The sequence below is a fragment of the Nesterenkonia ebinurensis genome, from assembly GCF_008711175.1.
Taxonomy (GTDB): domain Bacteria; phylum Actinomycetota; class Actinomycetes; order Actinomycetales; family Micrococcaceae; genus Nesterenkonia; species Nesterenkonia ebinurensis.
In genome coordinates this window covers 98954-117978 of the sequence record NZ_VWNF01000045.1, presented here as the reverse complement: position 1 = coordinate 117978, position 19025 = coordinate 98954, and the positions used below count along the sequence as shown (strand labels likewise).

18 protein-coding genes and 1 tRNA gene are annotated in these 19025 nt (G+C 64.7%); 12 read left to right on the top strand and 7 right to left on the bottom strand.

Annotation, left to right across the window (positions count from 1 at the left end; all coding sequences use genetic code 11):
* Window positions 1-12: 12 nt before the first annotated feature.
* Window positions 13-1095, bottom strand: coding sequence for a lipoate--protein ligase family protein (locus tag F0311_RS13420; RefSeq protein ID WP_150462437.1), 1083 nt, complete (start codon window positions 1093-1095; stop codon window positions 13-15).
* 94 nt (window positions 1096-1189) lie between these two features.
* On the opposite strand from F0311_RS13420, the gene F0311_RS13415 reads away from it, so the two are divergent.
* A complete protein-coding gene (locus F0311_RS13415; protein WP_150462436.1) occupies window positions 1190-2203 on the top strand; it encodes an LLM class flavin-dependent oxidoreductase in 1014 nt (337 codons plus the stop codon).
* A 146-nt stretch (window positions 2204-2349) separates the two neighbouring features.
* The gene (locus tag F0311_RS13410; protein ID WP_223881354.1) at window positions 2350-2790 is read left to right on the top strand and encodes an acyl-CoA thioesterase; all 441 of its coding nucleotides are present in this window, start codon (window positions 2350-2352) and stop codon (window positions 2788-2790) included.
* Here the strand turns inward: F0311_RS13410 and F0311_RS13405 are convergent, their stop codons facing one another.
* A complete protein-coding gene (locus F0311_RS13405) occupies window positions 2791-5913 on the bottom strand; it encodes a bifunctional [glutamine synthetase] adenylyltransferase/[glutamine synthetase]-adenylyl-L-tyrosine phosphorylase (RefSeq protein ID WP_150462631.1) in 3123 nt (1040 codons plus the stop codon).
* Between the two features lie 15 nt (window positions 5914-5928).
* On the bottom strand, window positions 5929-7269 hold the full coding sequence (glnA, locus tag F0311_RS13400; RefSeq protein ID WP_150462435.1) for a type I glutamate--ammonia ligase: 1341 nt from the start codon (window positions 7267-7269) through the stop codon (window positions 5929-5931).
* A 99-nt stretch (window positions 7270-7368) separates the two neighbouring features.
* Between glnA and panB the strand changes: the two genes are divergently transcribed.
* Window positions 7369-8241, top strand: a complete 873-nt coding sequence (gene panB, locus F0311_RS13395) for a 3-methyl-2-oxobutanoate hydroxymethyltransferase (RefSeq protein ID WP_150462434.1) — start codon at window positions 7369-7371, stop codon at window positions 8239-8241.
* Here the strand turns inward: panB and F0311_RS13390 are convergent.
* On the bottom strand, window positions 8238-8402 hold the full coding sequence (locus F0311_RS13390; protein ID WP_150462433.1) for an SPOR domain-containing protein: 165 nt from the start codon (window positions 8400-8402) through the stop codon (window positions 8238-8240). The genes panB and F0311_RS13390 overlap by 4 nt on opposite strands.
* A 47-nt stretch (window positions 8403-8449) precedes the next feature.
* On the opposite strand from F0311_RS13390, the gene map reads away from it, so the two are divergent.
* The 5 genes from map to F0311_RS18150 all read left to right on the top strand — a co-directional run bounded on the left by map (window position 8450) and on the right by F0311_RS18150 (window position 11176).
* The gene (map, locus tag F0311_RS13385) at window positions 8450-9340 is read left to right on the top strand and encodes a type I methionyl aminopeptidase (RefSeq protein WP_150462432.1); all 891 of its coding nucleotides are present in this window, start codon (window positions 8450-8452) and stop codon (window positions 9338-9340) included.
* Complete coding sequence (ppgK, locus tag F0311_RS13380) at window positions 9340-10209, top strand: polyphosphate--glucose phosphotransferase (protein ID WP_150462431.1); 870 nt, start codon at window positions 9340-9342, stop codon at window positions 10207-10209. Before map ends, ppgK begins: the two co-directional genes overlap by 1 nt.
* Before the next feature lie 132 nt (window positions 10210-10341).
* Window positions 10342-10545, top strand: a complete 204-nt coding sequence (locus F0311_RS13375) for a hypothetical protein (RefSeq protein WP_150462430.1) — start codon at window positions 10342-10344, stop codon at window positions 10543-10545.
* A 91-nt stretch (window positions 10546-10636) separates the two neighbouring features.
* A tRNA-Val gene (locus tag F0311_RS13370) sits at window positions 10637-10713 on the top strand.
* Between the two features lie 292 nt (window positions 10714-11005).
* Window positions 11006-11176, top strand: coding sequence for a hypothetical protein (locus F0311_RS18150; protein WP_191089932.1), 171 nt, complete (start codon window positions 11006-11008; stop codon window positions 11174-11176).
* A 188-nt stretch (window positions 11177-11364) separates the two neighbouring features.
* Here the strand turns inward: F0311_RS18150 and F0311_RS13365 are convergent, their stop codons facing one another.
* A complete protein-coding gene (locus tag F0311_RS13365) occupies window positions 11365-11646 on the bottom strand; it encodes a hypothetical protein (RefSeq protein WP_150462429.1) in 282 nt (93 codons plus the stop codon).
* A gap of 13 nt (window positions 11647-11659) precedes the next feature.
* Complete coding sequence (locus F0311_RS13360; protein WP_150462428.1) at window positions 11660-13150, bottom strand: FAD-dependent oxidoreductase; 1491 nt, start codon at window positions 13148-13150, stop codon at window positions 11660-11662.
* 238 nt (window positions 13151-13388) lie between these two features.
* Between F0311_RS13360 and F0311_RS13355 the strand changes: the two genes are divergently transcribed.
* Window positions 13389-14702: a DEAD/DEAH box helicase gene (locus F0311_RS13355; RefSeq protein WP_223881353.1), complete on the top strand. Its 1314-nt coding sequence runs from the start codon at window positions 13389-13391 to the stop codon at window positions 14700-14702.
* Between the two features lie 49 nt (window positions 14703-14751).
* On the opposite strand, the gene F0311_RS13350 is transcribed toward F0311_RS13355, so the two are convergent.
* A complete protein-coding gene (locus F0311_RS13350; protein WP_150462426.1) occupies window positions 14752-16365 on the bottom strand; it encodes an acyl-CoA dehydrogenase family protein in 1614 nt (537 codons plus the stop codon).
* 181 nt (window positions 16366-16546) lie between these two features.
* On the opposite strand from F0311_RS13350, the gene F0311_RS13345 reads away from it, so the two are divergent.
* Genes F0311_RS13345 through tatC form a run of 3 tightly spaced genes read left to right on the top strand, consistent with a single transcriptional unit; the run spans window position 16547 to window position 18635 of the window.
* Window positions 16547-17569, top strand: a complete 1023-nt coding sequence (locus F0311_RS13345; RefSeq protein WP_150462425.1) for a dioxygenase family protein — start codon at window positions 16547-16549, stop codon at window positions 17567-17569.
* 32 nt (window positions 17570-17601) lie between these two features.
* Window positions 17602-17853 (top strand): twin-arginine translocase TatA/TatE family subunit, encoded by a 252-nt coding sequence (locus F0311_RS13340; RefSeq protein ID WP_150462424.1) that lies wholly within the window; start codon window positions 17602-17604, stop codon window positions 17851-17853.
* Window positions 17850-18635 (top strand): twin-arginine translocase subunit TatC, encoded by a 786-nt coding sequence (gene tatC, locus F0311_RS13335; protein ID WP_223881352.1) that lies wholly within the window; start codon window positions 17850-17852, stop codon window positions 18633-18635. Before F0311_RS13340 ends, tatC begins: the two co-directional genes overlap by 4 nt.
* Window positions 18636-19025 lie beyond the last annotated feature (390 nt).

Sequence of the window (19025 nt, the reverse complement as noted above, 5' to 3'; positions counted from 1 at the left end):
CTTCGTCGGTCATCACGGAACTCGGGCGGTCCACTCGTCAGTGCTGAACTTCTCGGCCACCAGCTGCTCAGCACGGACCAGCTCATGGGGTCGAATACTGGCTGCCGCGGCGTGGTGCCGCTGGGCGAAGGTCTGGGCGAAGACCTCCATGATCTGCTCCCGGGCAAGGCCGGTCTGGCTGCGCAGCGGATCCACACGTTTCACCGCTGAGCGGTGCCCCTTATCGGAGAGCTTCTCGCGGCCGATCCGCAGCAGGCGGGTCATCCGTTCGGCGTTGATGTCGTAGCTCATGGTCACGTGGTGGAGCATGCCGCCGTTGGCCAGCCGCTTCTGGGCGGCACCGCCTATTTTGCGGCCGTGACCTTCACCCTCGGCGGCGGAGACGATGTCGTTGAGCGGTTTGTACTCCGCCTTCACCCCAACCTTCTCCAGGGCCTGCATCACCCAAGAGTCCAGGAAGGGGTACGAGTCGGCGAAACTCAGCCCATCCACCAGGGACTGCGGGAAACACAGCGAATAGGTGATGCAGTTGCCTGCCTCCATGAACATGGCCCCTCCCCCGGAGATCCGGCGCACCACCACGGCTTCAAGCTGCGCAGCCGCCTGGGAATCCACCTCATTGGCCACCGATTGGAAGGACCCGATCACCACGGCACGCTCAGACCAGTCCCAAAGCCGCATCAGCGGAGGCCTGCGGCCAGCTCCCACCTCTTCGGTGAGCACCTGATCCAGTGCTACGTTGAGCTGGATCGGCAGATTGACCGCGGGCAGCACCTCCCACTGATGATCCTCCCATCCGGTGGCCCGACCAACAGCCCGGCGCACCGCGGTGGCCACCGCTGATTCGTCGAAGCCGATCATCTGCGCACCCTCGGGAAGTCCCGCCCGCACTGCCTGGCCGATCTCATCCCGGGAAGCGGAGGCGGGCAGTCCGGTCAGTGCCCGGTTCAGAGCCTCCAGGGCGTCGTCGGGCTCTAAGAAGAAATCTCCGTTGAGTGAAGCGGAGGTGATGGTGCGGTCGTCGTGCTCAAGGTCCACCACCACCAGCTTGCCGCCGGGGACTTTGTACTCACCGTGGGCCGTTGTCTGCGCCATGAGCCCATCCTAGGAGGTCAGACCCTAAAGGGGTTCTGCTCACAGCTGAGGGCCGGCCGGATGATAGGGGGCCCGTCGCGCAGTTACAGACAGTATGACTCCTCGTGTTTCGCGCCCGCTCTCCCTGCTCGATCTGGCCCGTGTACGGGAGGGTGAGACTATCGCCGAAGGCATTGCCCGCTCGCTGCGTCTGGCCAAGACCGCCGACACATTGGGCTATGAGCGTATCTGGTTCGCTGAGCACCACAACATGCCCCATGTGGCCAGCTCGGCCACCTCCCTGCTGATCCAACACATTGCTGCCGGTACGCAGAACGTGCGGGTCGGCGCCGGTGGGATCATGCTGCCCAACCACTCTCCGCTGGTGATCGCTGAGCAGTTCGGCACCCTGGAGACGCTCTTTCCCGAACGGATCGACCTGGGACTGGGTCGGGCACCGGGCACTGATGCGCCCACTATGCGCGCGCTGCGCCGCGACGGCACCGAGGCCGACCGGTTCCAGGCCGACATCATGGAGCTCTCCGGCTATCTCAACGGGCATTCGCGCATCCCCGGGGTCAACGCATACCCGGGCTGGGGCACCGAAGTGCCGCTCTACATCCTGGGCTCATCGCTGTTCGGCGCCCAGCTGGCCGCACAGCTGGGCCTGCCCTATGCCTTCGCCAGCCACTTCGCGCCTCAGATGCTGGAGCATGCCGCGGCCACCTACCGGGAGAACTTCAGCGCGGCCGGATCGCTGCTGGGCCCGGGTGCCGCACCGCACTTCATCGCCGCTGCAAATGTGATCGCCCATGATGACGCCGCCACCGCACGTGAACAGCGCCGTAAGGCGGAGAACGGGTGGATCCGTACCATGCTGGGCCGGAACAAGGAGCTCAGCGCAGAGGATGTGGAGCTGCTGCGTGACCATCCGGCCGGTCAGCAGGTACTGGGCATGCTCTCCAGGACGGTGGCCGGGACTCAGTCCGAAGTGGTCGATTGGCTGGAGAGCTTCGCCGACCAGGTGTCAGCCGATGAGCTCATCCTGGTGAACCTGGCCCCCGATGAGGAGGTCCAGCACCGCACCCTCGAGCTACTGGCGCCAGCACCGCAGGCTTCCTCTGATTGATGTGCCCGATTTCGGTGCTAAAACGGCGTTGAGAGCCGGAATAACACCGAGATTCGGTACCTCTACTCGCGAGGAGCGGGGTTCTGAGCCGCCGCAGGTGCACGGAGGAGAGCTCCACCACCCACCTGCGGCGATAGGATGGAGCCATGGGTGCTGTTGCCGTGCCGGTTGAGCTGCGCTGGGGCGATCAGGACGCCTATGGCCATATCAATAATGTGGCTATCCTCAGACTCTTGGAAGAGGCCCGCGCCCGGGCGTTCTGGAGTGCCCCAGGAGCGCAGGACTCCGGGATCTTCCCTCCGCTTGAGCCCGCACAGCAGATCTGGGCGCTGGTTGCTGACTTCCAGCTCCGCTACCGTGCGCAGTTGCCGTATCAGCGCGATCCGGTCTGGGTGCAGATGAGCATCAGCAAGGTGGGCGGAGCCAGCTTCACCATTGACTATGCGCTCAGAGCAGCAAAGCACGACGCCGCCCCGAAGGTCACTGCCTACTCAACCTTGGTGATGGTGGATCGTGACACCGGCCGGCCTCAGCGGCTCAATACTGAGCAGCGGGAACGCTTACAGGACTACGCCCCGGAGTCCTAGCTAAGCTGCGTAGAAGTGCCGCTCATAGACCTGGCGGGCCCGGCGGGTGGTGCGCAGATAGTGCTCCTCGAAGGCTGCGGCCCGGCCCGGGGCGAAGCCGGACCAGCGGGAGACCGCCTCCAGGTCGCGGCGGGAGCTGGGCAGCACATCGGAGATCTTGCCGGACCAGATCATGATCCCGGAACGAACCTGGGTGCACAGTTTCCAGGCCTTTGCCAAGGTGTTCGCATCATCAGGGCTCATCAGCTGGCAGTCCACCAGGCCGTTGAGCACCTGCAGCGTGCCGGTGCCGCGCAGCACCGGGTGGGCGTCAGCATGTTCGAGCTGATAGATCTGCACCAGCCATTCCACATCGGAGAGCCCGCCGCGGCCCAGTTTCACATGCCGTGAGGGGTCCGCCCCGCGGGGCAGCCGCTCGGACTCCACCCGGGCCTTGATCCGGCGGATCTCACGCAGCTGCGTGGCAGTGGGCGGATCCCCGTAACGGATGCCGTCCACCAGGTCCATGAAGTCCACCGCCAGCCAATCGGAGCCGGCCACCGGGCGAGCCCGCAGCAGAGCCTGGCGCTCCCAGATATCCATCCAGCGCCGGTAGTACTCCTCGTAGGACCCCAGAGACCGGGAGAGCGGACCCTTCTTGCCCTCCGGACGCAGGTCCGCGTCAATCTGCAGCGGGACCTCCCCACGCACGGCAGGTCTGACCGGCTTGGAGAGCAGCTGTGTCAGCCGCAGCGCCAACTTCTGGGCCTGGCGGTCAGCGGCAGTCCTCTGCGCACCCTCCACCGGTCGGTGCACGAACATGGCGTCCATATCCGAGCCGTAACTAATCTCGCGGCCGCCCTGACGGCCCATCGCGATCACCAGGAAGCTGACCAGTCGGCCCTCCTCAGCGAAGACCTCCTCCTCAGCAACCCGCAGAGCGCCCAAGGTGGCAGCCCGGTCCGCCTCGGTCAGTGCGGCACCCACCTCCTGCTGGCTGATCAGCCCGCAGGCATCAGCGATGGCGATCCGCAGCTGCTCACGCTGCCGGATCAGCCGGGCCAGCCGCACCGCAGTCTGGGCCTCCCCCTCGTGCCGGTCCAGAGCACTCTGTATCTCAGTCCACAGTGAGTCGAAACTACGTGGCGCCAGGGCGTCGTCGTCCCCCAGCCACTGGGCGGACTCGGGCCGGTGCTCCAGCATCTCGGAGACGAACCGGGAGCTGGTCAGCAGCTGGCAGAGCCGTTCAGCAGCCACCGAGGAATCCCGCAGCATGGTCAGATACCAGGGGCTGGCGCCCAGGGACTCACTGAGTCGGCGGAAGGCCAGCAGCCCGTGGTCAGGGTCCACGCCTTGAGCCAACCAGCCCAGCATCATCGGCAGGATGCGCTTCTGCAGGGTGGCCTTGCGGGAGACCCCTGAGGTCAGTGCCTCGATATGTCGCAGTGCGCCTTTGGGATCACTGAAGCCCAGGGCGGCCAGCCGGTCGGCCACCGACTCCGGGGAGAGCCGCACCTCGTCCTCGGAGAGCACTGCGGTGGTGGAGAGCAGCGGGCGGTAGAAAATGGTCTCGTGGAAGGTGGCCACCTCACGGGTCACCTGCTGCCACTCCTTAAGCACTTCCTCAGGACTGGACCGGCGGGGCTGGCCGGCCGGGCGCACAGCATGGGACAGGGCCCGCAGCGCAGTTTCCTTCTGCGGCATCAGGTGGGTTCGGCGCATCTGGGCCATCTGAATGCGGTGCTCATAGAGCCGCAGCTGCCGGTAGCACCTGCTCATCGCCTCCTGGTCCCGACTGGAGACGTACTCCCCCTCCCCCAGCGCTTTGATCGCAGACAGGGTGTCGCGCACCCGCAGCTGCTCATCCACTCGCCCGTGCACCAGCTGCAGCAGCTGCACGGTGAACTCGATATCGCGCAGCCCACCCCGACCCAGCTTGATCTCCCGGTCAGCATGCCGGTACGGAATGTTCTCGAAGACACGCCGCCGCATCGCCTGCACATCCTGCACAAAGCCCTCACGGGTGGCCGCCTGCCACACCAGCGGGCCGATCCGCTCCATATACGCAGCACCCAGGGCCGCGCTGCCGGCAATCGGCCGAGCCTTCAGCAGGGCCTGAAACTCCCATCCGGCAGCCCACCGGCGGTAGTACTCCTCGTGCGAGTCCAGGGTGCGCGAGAGCGGTCCGTCCCTGCCCTCAGGGCGCAGATTGGCGTCAACCTCCCACAGGGCGGGCTCCCCGTCAGAGGCGCCCAGCACTTTGGCGATACCGCTGGCCAGGCTGATAGCCAGATCACGGGCGGATGCGGCGTCGTACTCCTCCGGTGCTGAGTGTATGTAGATCACGTCCACATCGGAGATGTAGTTCAGCTCCCGAGCCCCGCATTTGCCCATCCCGATCACCGCAAGCTCGATCTGCTCTGCCTCAGCCCGGCGGGCCACCAGCTGGGCCCGGCTGACCGCCAGAGCGGCGTCGATGGCAGCGGCAGCAAGGTCAGCAAGCTGTCGTGCGGCCGTATCCAGATAGGACAGGGGGTCTGCGGCGGTGAGGTCACACAGGGCCAGGCGGGTGATCTCGCAGCGGTAGGCGATGCGCAGGGCGCGGCCGGCCTGCTTGGCGGTGAACTCCTCGCTCAGCTCCGCCACCGGAGTCTGAGCACCGGAATCGGCCCGCACCGCGCTCATCAGCCGCTCGCGCAGCTGCTCTGCGCTGGGGTCAGTCCAAGCTGTACCACCGGTTGGTTGCCCCAGAACCAGATCGGCGCATTCGGGGTGCCGGATAAGGAACTCACCCAGGGCTTGGGAGGCGCCCAGCAGCCTCAGCAGTGGCACAGCCGCCGGATATCCAGGCGACGGCGCCCGATGGGACGGAGCGACGACCTGGGTCTGCTCAGAGTCGTCTGAAGCGGCTGAGAAATCTGAGCGAACCGAAGCCGGCTCCTCGGCAAAGAGCTCACCGACCTTCGGTGCCCTCTCCAGCAGACGGATCAGCAGCAGCAGCGCCTGGTCAGGACCGGGGGCCTCATAGAGGGTGCTCACCAGGGCCTGCGGCTGCAGCTTGGCAAGCTGCGGATCTGTCAGGAAGTTCTGGGCGCGCTGCGTCTCCTGAAAACCAGCAGCAATCAGCTCACGCGCAGTTGGCAGCTGAGCAGGCACGCCTTAAACCATACCGAGGTACTTCGTGATCTCGAAGGGAGAGACGTTGACCCGGTATTCGTCCCACTCCTGGCGCTTATTGCGCAGGAAGTTATCGAACACCTGCTCGCCGAGGATCCCGGCCACAAGCTCGGAGTCCTCCATCTGGCGGATGGCCTCGTGCAGGGTGCCCGGCAAGGGCCGAAGGCCCAGCACCTTGCGTTCGGCTGTGCTCAGACTCCAGACATCCTCGGTGACCGGCTCGGCCAGTTCGTAGCCCTCCTTGATGCCCTTCAGCCCGGCGCCGATCACTACGGCGTAGGCCAGGTAGGGATTGGCTGCAGAGTCGATGCCGCGGAACTCCACCCGTGCAGAGCCGCCCTTGGTGGGCTTATACAGCGGCACCCGGATCAGCGCTGAGCGGTTGTTGTGGCCCCAGGAGATGTGGCTGGGAGCCTCTCCCCCGCCCCAGAGCCGCTTATACGAGTTCACGAACTGGTTGGTCACCGCAGTGAACTCCGGGGCGTGGGTCAGCACCCCGGCAATGAACTGCCGGGCGGTGGTGGAGAGATTGAACTCGGCGTTGGGGGCGTAGAACGCGTTGGTGTCGCCCTCGAACAGGCTGAAGTGGCTGTGCATGGCCGAGCCAGGGTGCTCACTGAAGGGCTTGGGCATGAAGCTGGCGTATTTGCCGTGCGCCAGGGCCACCTCTTTGACGATGGTGCGGAAGGTCTGGATGTTGTCCGCGGTGGTCAGCGCATCGGCATAGCGCAGGTCGATCTCGTTCTGGCCCGGACCGACCTCGTTGTGGCTGAACTCCACGGAGATGCCCACGGCCTCGAGCATGTTCACGGTGTGTCGGCGCAGGTCCTGGGCCACCGAGCCGGTGATGTGGTCGAAATACCCGGCGTTATCGGCAGGGACTGGCCGGCCGGTGTCGTCGGGCTCCTCGGAGGCCAGCAGGTAGAACTCGATCTCTGGGTGGGTGTAGCAGGTGAAGCCCATCTCCCCGGCGGCGTCGAGCTGACGGCGCAGCACGTACCGGGGGTCGCCCAGCGCGGATTCCTGGTCCGGGGTGAGGATATCGCAGAACATCCGGGCAGTGGGCTCATCCTCGCCGCGCCAGGGCAGGATCTGGAAGCTGGAGGGGTCCGGCTTGAGCAGCATGTCGGATTCGAAGACCCGGGAGAGCCCCTCGATGGAGGATCCGTCAAAGCCCAGCCCCTCGGCGAAGGCGCCCTCCACCTCAGCCGGTGCCAGCGCCACGGACTTCAGGGCTCCCACCACATCGGAGAACCACAGCCGGACAAAGCGGACGTCGCGCTCCTCGATGGTGCGCAGTACAAATTCCTGCTGACGGTCCATATGCGTCTTCCGCCTCCTGAGAATGAGTTGTTGTCCGGTCATCGTCCGGCGTTGACTACTCTACCCAACCGCCGCGGAGCGCGGAGTAGTCTTGACCCTATGTCCAATGATGAACAGTCCGCACCTTACAGCGGAGTGGCACAGCACGACGCCGCCTCCGCACCAGCTGCCCGCAGGCCCGCCCGTATCCGCACCCACCACCTGCAGCGGTTCAAGGATGAGGGCCAGCGCTTCGCCATGCTCACCGCCTATGACGCCATGATGGCGCAGGTTTTCGATGAGACCGGGATCGAAGTGCTGCTGGTGGGCGACTCAGCGGCCAATGTGATGCAGGGCAGCGCCTCCACGCTGGGCATCACCGTTGATGAGCTGCTGGTCTACGCCAAGTCAGTGGTCAACGGGGCCAAGCGCGCTCTGGTGGTGGCCGATCTGCCCTTCGGCAGCTACCAGGCAACGCCTGCGCAGGCAGTGCATACTGCGGTGCGGTTCATGAAGGAGGCGGGGGTCCAGGCGGTGAAGATGGAGGCCCATGCCGGGCTGGCCCCGCATGTCAAAGCAGTGGTCGATGCTGGTATCCCGGTGATGGCCCATGCCGGCTTCACCCCGCAGTCTGAGCACCAGCTGGGCGGATTCCGGGTGCAGGGGCGCGGGGAGCATGCCCAGCAGGTGATCGCAGACGCCCGTGCCCTGGAGGAAGCTGGCGCATTCTGCCTGCTGGTGGAGATGATTCCGGCAGAGCTGGCGGCCCAGCTGGAGCAGGAAGTGCGCATCCCCACCATCGGAATCGGTGCCGGCAGTGCCACCACCGGCCAGGTGCTGGTCTGGCAGGACATGCTGGGGCTCAACAACGGCCGACTGCCGCGCTTCGTCAAGCAATATGCTGATCTGCGCGGGACCATCACCGAGGCAGTCCAGGCCTTCCGCTGCGAAGTTCAGAAGGGCACGTTCCCCACCGATGAGCACACCTTCTAGGCGTCGTCCTCGTTGTCCCACTCTTCGTTGCGCTGCTCGACCTTCTCTAGGGCGCGGGCAGCCTCGGCGTAGGTCTTATACGGGCCCAGCAGGTGCCTCCAGCCGGACTTAGCGCCCTGCTCCACTTCCCCGGTGGTCATGTTGTACCAATAATCGCTCACCCTCACAGACTACGCCCACCCACCGGGTGCCCGATAGGATTGCGGCCATGGCTTCAGCACTCTCCCAGGCGCCGGTGGGCACACTCACCCGGGGTACGCTCTCACCGCAGCGCCCGGTGCCGGCGCACATTGACAAGCCCAACTATGTGGGCCTGCCGGAGCCGCCCAAGTACACCGGCTCGGATGCCTTCGACGCCGCTACTATCACCCGGATCAGGAAGGCGGCCCAGCTCGCCGCTGATGCGATGGTCGCCACCGGCAAGCTGATCAAGCCCGGGGTCACCACCGATGAGTTGGACGCCTTCGCCCACAGCTATCTGATCGAGCGCGGCGCCTACCCCAGCTGCCTGAGCTACCGCGGGTTCCCCAAGTCCATCTGCACCTCGGTCAACGAGGTGGTCTGCCACGGCATCCCCGACTCCACCGTGCTGGCCGAAGGAGACATCGTCAACCTGGACATCACCGCCTATCTGGACGGTGCGCACGGGGACCACAACGTCACCTTTCTGGTCGGCGATGTGGATGAGGAGTCCCGGCTGCTGGTGGAGCGCACCCATGAGGCAATGATGCGCGGGATCCGGGCAGCCAAACCAGGCCGTCCCATCAATGTGATCGGCCGCGCCATCGAGGTCTACGCCCGCCGCTTCGGCTATGGCACGGTGCACGAGTTCATCGGGCACGGGGTGGGGCCGGCCTTCCACACCGGGCTGGTGATTCCCCATTACGACGCCGCCCCGGAACACTCTCAGCCCATCGAACCCGGCATGGTGTTCACCGTGGAGCCGATGCTCACCCTGGGCACCCGGCACTGGGATATGTGGGAGGACGGCTGGACGGCAGTCACCCGGGACCGGAAGCGCACCGCCCAGTTTGAGCACACCGTTCTGATCACCGGTGAGGGTGCTGAGATTCTCACCCTGCCCACTGAAGGAGCCTGATGACCAAACCTGACCAGACTGTTCCCGCTGCGGAGGCGCTCGGGCCGGCCAGCGCGGGACTGTCGCAGCTGCCCAAACGTGCCATCGGCATTGATGTGGGCGGCACCGGCATCAAGGGCGGGATCGTCAATCTGCGCAAGGGGACACTGACCGGCAAACGGTTCCGCATCCCCACCCCGCAGCCAGCTACTCCGCAGGCGGTGGCGGCAGTGATCGGCGAGATCCTCGATGAGCTGCTCTCCCGGGAGAAGGCACCGGCTTTGGATGAGCTTGCGGTAGGAGTCGCTGTGCCCGGGATTGTGATCGACAACGTGGTGCTCTCGGCGTCCAATATTGACGAGTCCTGGCTGGAGTCTGACACCACCGAGCTGCTCAAGGACCTGCCCGGGCGCACTTTCACCCTCAATGACGCCGACGCCGCGGGCCTGGCTGAGGCCCGGTATGGGGCCGGCGCCAATAAGCCCGGGACCATCATGATGGTGACGCTGGGCACCGGAGTCGGCACCGCGATCGTGCATGACGGGGTGCTGGTGCCCAATTCGGAGCTGGGGCATCTGGAGTTCGAGGGTGTGAAGCCCGCCGAGCAGAAGATCTCGGCAGCTGCACGGGAACGGCTGGAGATGCCCTGGGACGAGTACGGCCGCACGCTGGAGCGCTATCTGAAGCATATTGAGCGCATTCAGCCGGTGAACAAGTTCATCATCGGTGGTGGAATCTCCAAGCGCAGTGAGGATTTCCTGCCCCAGGTCACCGGTCTGCGGGCCAAGGTAGTGCCGGCGCAGCTGACCAACAACGCCGGGATCGTGGGGGCTGGCCTCTACGCCGCGGAGCAGTCCAGACTCGCAGATTTCCGCGCCTCGGAACAGTAACCCTGCATTCCGGAGATATTGCTCACATTTCTCATGTAAACCGAATGTTACAGGAATGTTTCCTGTGCGGTTCTGGTTGGATCATTTAGTTCGCAGACGCAACTACACATACATGAGAAAGGATGTGCATACGTGAACCCTCTGATGGAGAGAATCTACACGGGCAGCCTGTCCAACAAACGGTCCAAGGCTCGCAGCGTTTCCGGCACGATGGTGCCCAGCAACCGGATTCTGCAGCTGCTCAGCGCTGCTGAGCGCCGAGACTTCGAATTCGGCCCGCATGACGCTCCAGCCCGGGACTTCTACGCCTTGGATAGGACAGCTTTCCGCCGCTGATCCCAGCTGAGGCACAACGCCGGGCAGGCCCAACAGGGCCCGCACCGGCGTTTTTGTGTAGAATCCTAAACCGTGCCGATTTCCGGCATATGCGTCGATAGCTCAGTTGGTTAGAGCACTGCGTTTACACCGCAGGTGTCGGGGGTTCGAGTCCCTCTCGACGCACCAAATTACGTCTGAGCCGCCGAATCCCCGTATTGTGATCGTGTATTCCCCAATGCTCTGCCAGCCTCAGCGGGGCCCGGAACAGCTCCGCTCGGTGGTCGCTGGCCCACTCCCCTGATGCTTTGAACATATACCTGTCCACGGGTGTCTTGCGCTGGCCCATCTCGCACCAAGACGGCTCACAGAACCAGATGTCGAGGTAGGGCAGGTGCTCCAGGGTGGGATCGGGTGGGCACTTTCAGGCGGTAGCGCCTCAGACCTATCTATTCTGATGGAACAGGCGTACCTTTAGAACATGTGGACAGTACTAGTAATCCTGTTGGTCGCCTGGGTGGTGTTGTCGATCGTCGGGTTCGTTTTTGAGGGCCTGGTGTGGTTGGCCATCATCGGGATTGTGTTGTTCCTCGGCACTCTCGTTTTCGGGTTTATCCGGGAGCGTGCGCGCCGAATGAAGCGAGCACTGTAACCCAGTCTTCGATCGAGGTGGGGGTGTCAACCCAGGTTTGGCTTCCAAGAAAGAGCGCGTTGAAAAGGACCGTGAGAAAGCCGCTACTCGTAGGGGCTCCTCTCGTCTCGACAGGTGGGATGATGAAGGTGGGGCTGGTGACCCCAAGGATGACAACTCCAAGGATGGGGACGACAGCAAGACCTGATTCACTCATCGTTCTGCCTGTTGAGCCCCATCATTCGCATCGCGGCGTAGGACCGCTCTAATGAGTCGCGCATGAGGGTCCGCGCCGAGAAATGATCATTCGGCAACGAATCGGATTCGTGAAGCTCAGATGCTCGCGGATCTATCACCCGGGCCACTTGCTCCTGCATCTGCATCCATTCCTCAGCGGTCAGGGTGAAGGCAGACTTCTTCACGCCTGAAATAAATGATCCCCACTCTTGGCGAGCCTCATCTTTGCTTTCAAAGTGGCCATGGTGGTCCACGACAGATCAGTTTTTATTCCGCACTCTTCAGATCGCTGACCGCGGGGCCTTCCAGCAGCGTTCCGTCGGGGGCGAAGCGGGAGGCGTGCAGAGGGCAGTCCCAGGAGCACTCGGCATCGTTCCACTGCAGAATCCCACCCATATGCGGGCAGACCGCAGAGACCTTACGGGTGGCACCTTCGAGCGTGGAGACCGCCACCGGTTTACCACCGGAACGGCCGACGACGCCGCGGCCCTCCTCAGGCGGAGCATCAGGCAGGGCACCCACCTCGGCACTGCCCCAGTCCTTGACCATGCGGGCGCCGATCTCAGCATTGTCCTTCACCGCGGTCACCGCGCCCCTGATCGCAGGGCCACGTTCAGACAGCGTCTGCGCCCAGTGCATCTGGCCGCCGAGAATCTCAGCTGAGACGCCCAGTGCTGCGGCCACAGCGTTAGTCATACCCCATTTGTTGTACCCGGTGGCCAGGTAGATATTCCCGCCACCTCGCCGAAGCTTCCCGAAGAACGGCACATAGTCTGCCGGCCGGTAGTCCTGGGCCGACCAGCTGTGTGTACGCTGCGCGCCCGGGAAATGGCGCTGAGTCCAGTCCTCGATATCAGCCACTGCCTGAGCAGGCGAATCCGCACGCCCCACCACATGCCCGTTGCCGCCCACCAGCAACAACTCTTCCCCAGCAGCTGAGGCGGTCCGTAGGCTGCGGCTGGGCTCATCTACGCTCAGGTGCATCCCCTGCGGCACCGGTGTTCCGGACGGGATCCGGTAGGCCAGCGCATAGGAGCGGTGGCCCTGCATTGTGGCGAAATGCCCGCCGCGGTCCAGCACCGGTGCTCCGGTGGCCAGGATCAGACGATCTGTCTGCAGAGATCCGGCGGTGGTCTTGACTTCTACCGGCGGACCGTTTTCGGCATCTATCAGCCGTGCGCCCTGGACAATCTGTCCGCCGCGCTCCAGGAGCTCAGTAGCCAGAGCATCGAGCACCTCTACCGGGTGGATCTGCGCCTGGTCCTTCAGGGCAATCGCAGATTCCACCTGGTAAGGAAGTTCGGTGGGCTGCTGCCATTCCACGGGCAGTGCGGCGGTCTGAGCGGCCTCGTACTCATTCTCCAGTGTCTGTACCCCCTCAGCGGTATGGGCAACAGTCCAGGCGGTGCGGTGCTGATAGCCGATGCCGTGCTCGTCCAGATATCGCAGCAGCCAAGCCTGGGCCTCCCGGTTTCCCTCCACATAGGCCTGCAGAATCTCATCCGAGCGATGGGATCGGATGGAGGAGAGCTGGCTGCCTTGAAGCAGCGAGACCTTCGCGGTGGTGTTTCCGGTAGCTGCCGCGCCGATATGTCGGGCTTCCAGCACCACGGTGCGCAATCCTGCGCGGGCCAGCAGCACGGCGATGGTGAGTCCGGTCAGACCGGCTCCGGCCACTGCGGCGTCGTACTTCTGGTCTTGAGGGAACGGGGTCTGGGGCACAGTGACGGTGTGGGTGTCGAGCCACAGGGAGCTCATCAGAAGTCCTTCTGCTCGGGTGCAACGTGTTCCCATCCTGGGAAGCTCAGCTGGACTCCAGCATGATATTGCCCACAAACACGCTGACCACAACCCTTCCGGGCGCTGAACCGGCAGGTGTCCTGATAGACTAGGGACTTCGGTGATTTTCGCACCGTGCGTCGTAGGAACCTGTTGAGCTTCTCGCGGCGAACCCGTTTCCCGCCTCTGAAAGGCTCCTCCCATTTCTGATACACCCTTGACTTTTGTTGACCTCGGCGTGCCCGCTCCCCTGGTGCGCATCCTTGCCGCTGAGGGCAAGTTCGCCGCTTTCCCCATCCAGCAGCAGACCCTGCCGGACACCCTGGGCGGACGTGATGTGCTGGGCCGCGGCAAGACCGGTTCCGGTAAGACTCTGGCCTTTTCAATTCCGCTGGTGGCCCGGTTGGCCGACGCCGCCGCCCGCACTGCCTCTGGCAGGCCGCGGGGCTTGGTACTGGCTCCCACCCGGGAGTTGGCCACCCAGATCAACGCAGTGCTGGAGCCTCTGGCCGGTGTCATGGGGCTGAACACCACCACTATTTTCGGCGGGGTGAGCCAGAAGCACCAGGTGGCTGCGCTGCGCAAGGGCGTGGACATTGTGGTGGCCTGCCCCGGTCGGCTGGAGGACCTGCTCCAGCAGGGCGAGCTGAGCCTCGATGAGGTTCAGGTGACCGTGCTGGATGAGGCTGACCATATGGCTGATCTGGGGTTCCTGCCCGGTGTGACCAGGATTCTGGCCAAGACACCCGCCCGTGGCCAGCGACTGTTCTTCTCCGCGACCCTGGACAACGGGGTGGATAAGCTGGTCAAGCGGTTCCTGCACAATGAGCTGCTGCATTCGGTGGATGAGCCGACTTCGCATGTCTCGGCGATGACCCATCACATCTTTGAGGTCTCCGCCGAGGAGAAGAAGACGCTGGTGAAGACACTGGCCTCCGGAACCGGCAAGCGGATCCTGTTCACCCGCACCAAGCACCAGGCCAAGAAGCTGGCCAAGCAGCTGACCTCTTCCGGGACTCCTGCGGTGGATCTGCACGGCAACCTGTCGCAGAATGCGCGCGACCGGAATCTGGCAGCCTTCAGCAAGGAGGGCGTGCGGGTACTGGTAGCCACCGATGTGGCAGCCCGTGGCGTGCATGTGGACAATGTGAAGCTGGTGGTCCATGTTGATCCGCCGGCCGAGCACAAGGCCTATCTGCACCGCTCAGGGCGCACCGCCCGGGCAGGCTCCAGCGGGGATGTGGTCACTGTGATGCTGCCTGAGCAGCGCCGCGATACCCAGGCACTGCTGCGCCGGGCCGCGATCAAGGCTCAGCCGATGACGGTGACCAGTGACTCCACTGCAGTGCTGGACTTGGTGGGTGAGCAGGCGCCCTATGTCAAGCCTGTAGCACCTGCTCAGCAGCAGTCCACACACTCGGGTGGACACAGTAGTGGCCGTGGCGGTGGACGCGCTTCCGGGTACCGGCCCGGGCGAAACAGTTCCCGCAGCCGCAACAGCAGCGGACGCCGTCGCTCCGCCTCCCGCTAGCACTTGCGCTGAGCCAGTCTTCCTGATTCGTTCTTCAGCCTGATTCCACTCAGCTGGGACGTGCGCGGGTGAGGATGGCTTCAGTATCGACGCCGCGGGGCAGGGTTCCGAAGGCATAGCCCCAGTCGCCGCCGAGCCGGGAAGCGCAGAAGGCATCGGCCACGGCCGCCGGGGAGTGCTGCACCAGCAGGGAGGCCTGGAGGACCAGGGCCATCTTCTCCACTGTTCTTCTGACCTGATACTGGGCATCCTCCGGGTGGGTCAGACCACGCTGAAGGTCTTTGCGTGCTGCATCCAGGTGCTGGTTCTGCCCCGCCGCCCTGTCAACCTGCTGGAAGAACGCCTCGAGGGTCTCGGGCTCCTTAGCCATCGCCCGCAAGGTGTCCAGGGCGGCCACATTTCCTGAGCCCTCCCAGATAGACAGCAGTGGCGCCTCCCGGTAGATCCGTGGCATGCCTGACTCTTCCACATACCCGTTGCCGCCATGGCACTCCAGCGCCTCACCGGTGTGCACCGGCCCGCGCTTGCAGACCCAGTACTTGGCTGCTGCCAGGGCCAGTCGGCGGAAGGCGTTCTGCTCCTGGTCACCTCTGGCGCCGGCCAGCCGGAGGGCGATGCTGGTAGCTGCCTCAGACTCCAACACCAGGTCAGCCAGCACATTACGCATGGCTGGCTGGTCGATGAGCCTGGCACCGAAGGCTTCCCGGTGGACGCAGTGATGGACGGCTTGGACTGCTGCCTGGCGCATCAGGGATGCGGTGGCCAGTACGCAGTCCAACCGGGTGTTGTTGACCATCTCCACAATGGTGGGCACACCCCGGCCCTCCTCCCCTACTTTCCAACCCAGGGCGGCGTCGTACTCAATCTCCGCTGAGGCGTTGGACGTGTTGCCCAGCTTGTCCTTGAGCCGTTGCAGGCGGATCCCGTTGCGACTGCCGTCGGGCAGCACTCGGGGCAGTAGGAAACAGGTGAGGCCGCCGGGGGCTTGGGCCAGGGTGAGGAAGATATCGCTCATCGGCGCTGAGGTGAACCATTTGTGTCCGGTGATCACATAGGAGCCGTCTGAAGCGGGTTCAGCGGTGGTTGTGTTGGCCCGCACGTCGGAGCCACCCTGTTTCTCGGTCATGGACATCCCGGCGATCACCCCTCGTTTGGTGCGGGGCTCACGCAGGCCGCAGTCATAGTCTCGGGAGGCCAGCAGCGGCTCGTAGACCTCCGAGAGCTCAGGGGCGTGGCGCAGTGGCGAGACCGCGGCGTAGGTCATGGAGATCGGGCACATATGGCCTGCTTCCACCTGACTCCACACCAGGAACTTGGCGGCCCGGGCGGTGTGGGCGCCGGGGCGGTCATCGGTCCAGGGCGCGGCGTGCAGCCCGTGGCTGACGGCTGTGTTCATCAGCTGGTGCCAGGCCGGGTGGAATTCGACTTCGTCGATCCGGTGGCCGTACCGGTCGTGGGTCTTCAGCGCTGGTGGATTCTCATTGGCCTGACGGCCCCAGTCCTGGGCCTGCTGGCTGCCGGCGAGCTTGCCCAACTGGTGCAATTCCTGCTCAGCCCAGCCGGCACCCTGGCTGTGTAGGCCATCCAGCAGAGCAGGGTCGGCGGCCACGTTATAGTCCACCAGCGGCGGGGCCTGGTTCAGCACCTGGTGAGTATCAGCCATATGGCGAGTCTGTGACTTGAATCATATCTGTGTCAAGCGAGATCCCGCCGTCATGACGGCGCCTGGGCCTCTCAGCCGGAGGATCCATAGCTGATTCATAAGCGGGCCACAGCTCTCTCATGAGTTGGGCGAGGATGCTGATCCCTGTCAGCACACCACAACCCACCCAGGAGTGATCAACATGCTACGCGTGCCAGAACCGGAGCAGACCCCCGAAGGACCGTCCTTCGAGGGGCGGCTGCTGCAGCGCCCCCAGGAGGAGGTCGTCGATCAGGGCGCCTCCTTCGACCTGCAGACCCTCATCAGCCGACGAGGCATCCTCGGCCTGAGCATGGCCGGTGTCAGCGTCACCGCGCTTGCAGCCTGCAGCGTTGACGGCTCAGGTTCCACGACGACGCCGGCGGCCTCCGCCTCATCAGCAGCAACCTCAGGCTCCACCGGTGCCAGCGCCTCTGCCGCCGCGGAGGTCCCGGAGACCGAAATCCCCGACGAGACCTCCGGCCCTTACCCGGGGGATGGCTCCAACGGGCCCGACGTGCTGGAGGAGTCCGGCATCATCAGGCAGGACATCACCACCAGCCTCGACGGGGGTGAGACAGTCCAGGGCGTGCCGCTGGAGGTCCGGTTCACCCTGCTCAACGCCCAGCAGGAAGCTGCCCCGTTCGCCGGAGCAGCTCTCTATGCCTGGATGTGCGATGCACAGGGCCGCTACTCCATGTACTCGGAGGGCGTGGAGGATCAGACCTGGTTGCGCGGGGTGCAGGTGGCAGACGAGGCCGGGGAGCTGAGCTTCACCGCCATCTACCCAGCTTGCTACACCGGCCGTTGGCCTCATATCCACTTCGAGGTCTATCAGTCCGTGGAGGACATCGAGGACTACACCAACGCCATCGCCGTCTCGCAGATGGCGCTTCCCGAGGATATCAGCGACGGCGTCTACGAGCTCGCCGCCTATGAAGGCTCCTCCCGGAACATGGACGGGGTCAGCCTCGAGACGGACAACGTCTTCGGCAACGACTCCGCCGAACACCAGATGGCCACGGTGACCGGCTCGCTCGAAGAGGGCTACACCGCCTCGCTGACCGTTCTGGTAGACCCCGAGACAAGTCCCAGCGGCAGCGGCGAGGCACCCGGAGTAGGCCCAGGTGACCCGGGCGGCAGGCCCGATGGCAGGCCCGGCGACGGACCAACCCCCACAGACTGATCGCATACATCTCACCGACAGAAGGAAAACCCATGCTGCAGAATCTCACCGGATGGCACGCCCTCATCGTGCTTGCGACCCTCGTCCTGCTTTTCGGAGCCACCAAGCTGCCGGCCCTGGCCAAAAGCGTGGGTCAGTCCATGCGGATATTGAAGGAGGAGGTCACTGAGGAGGACCATCAGCCAGCCCAGCAGGTGCAGTCGGTTGGTTCGGCCCCACCCACTGTGACCATACCTGTCGCCGACCCTGCCGCCGGCGGCACCGCCGGCACGTCGACGTCATGACCGCTTCCGCTGGCACCGAAGCCCGTCCAGGTTCACGGATGCCAGTGGCCGATCACCTGAAGGAAGCTCGACGGCGTGCCGTCTGGGCCGCCGCCGCCCTGCTGATCGGATCGGTCATGGGATGGCTGCTCTCCGAGAGCGTGATGGAGCTGCTGCGCTCACCTGTGACAGAGCTCGCCGAGTCACAGAACGCGAGCCTGAACTATGACAGGGTCACCGCGGCCTTCGACCTTCGGCTGAAGATCGCGATGTACACCGGGGTGGTCCTCTCCTCCCCGGTGTGGCTCTACCAGCTCCTCGCCTTCCTCACCCCGGGCCTCACGCGTGGGGAACGCCGGTACACTCTGGGGTTCCTGGGTGCCGCATTGCCGCTTTTCCTCGCCGGAGCCTGCACCGGCTTCTCACTCTTCCCCCATATGGTGCAGCTGCTGGCAGGCTTCGGCGGAGAACAAGACTCGGTCCTGCTGCAGGCGGGCTATTACGTGGACTTCGTTCTGAGGCTGGTCCTTGCCGTCGGAGCCGCGTTCGTCCTGCCGGTGGTACTGGTGATGCTGAACTTCCTCGGCCTCCTCAGCGCGGGAACCATCTGGCGCAGCTGGAGACCAGCCGTTGTCGCAGTCGTACTGTTCTCAGCCCTGGCGACGCCTGCGGCGGACGTGTTGTCCCTGTTCCTGGTGGCGGTGCCCATGACCGCGCTCTACCTGGCCGCGGCGGCCGTGGCGTCGCTGAGGGAATGGCTCATCACAAGAAAGGAGATCCAAGATGCTGGGTCTGAGCCTTGAGAAACTGCTGATCGTCGGGATGGTGGCCGCGTTCTTGCTGGGACCCCAGCAGCTTCCCGTCTACGCCCAGAAGCTGGGCCAGCTGGTGCGGTCGCTGAAGTCTGCGGCAGCCTCGGCACGGGTGCGCGCCGAGGGTGAGGCCGGCGCCGTGATGGATTCTCAGCAGTGGCAGGCCCTGGACCTGCGCCAGTACGATCCGCGCCGTATCATCCGGCAGGCGCTGGACTCTCAGCAGGAGGACGGCGAGCCGGCCGTGGCGCCCTCACCGGTGTACGTCATCGGCGGATCCTCAGGACACCCTCGCAGGATCCCGCTGCGCCAGGACGAACAGGAGGTCACATCAGCGCCTCAGCGGCGGATCATCGCTCCGGCCTCTGAGCGCAGGTTGGG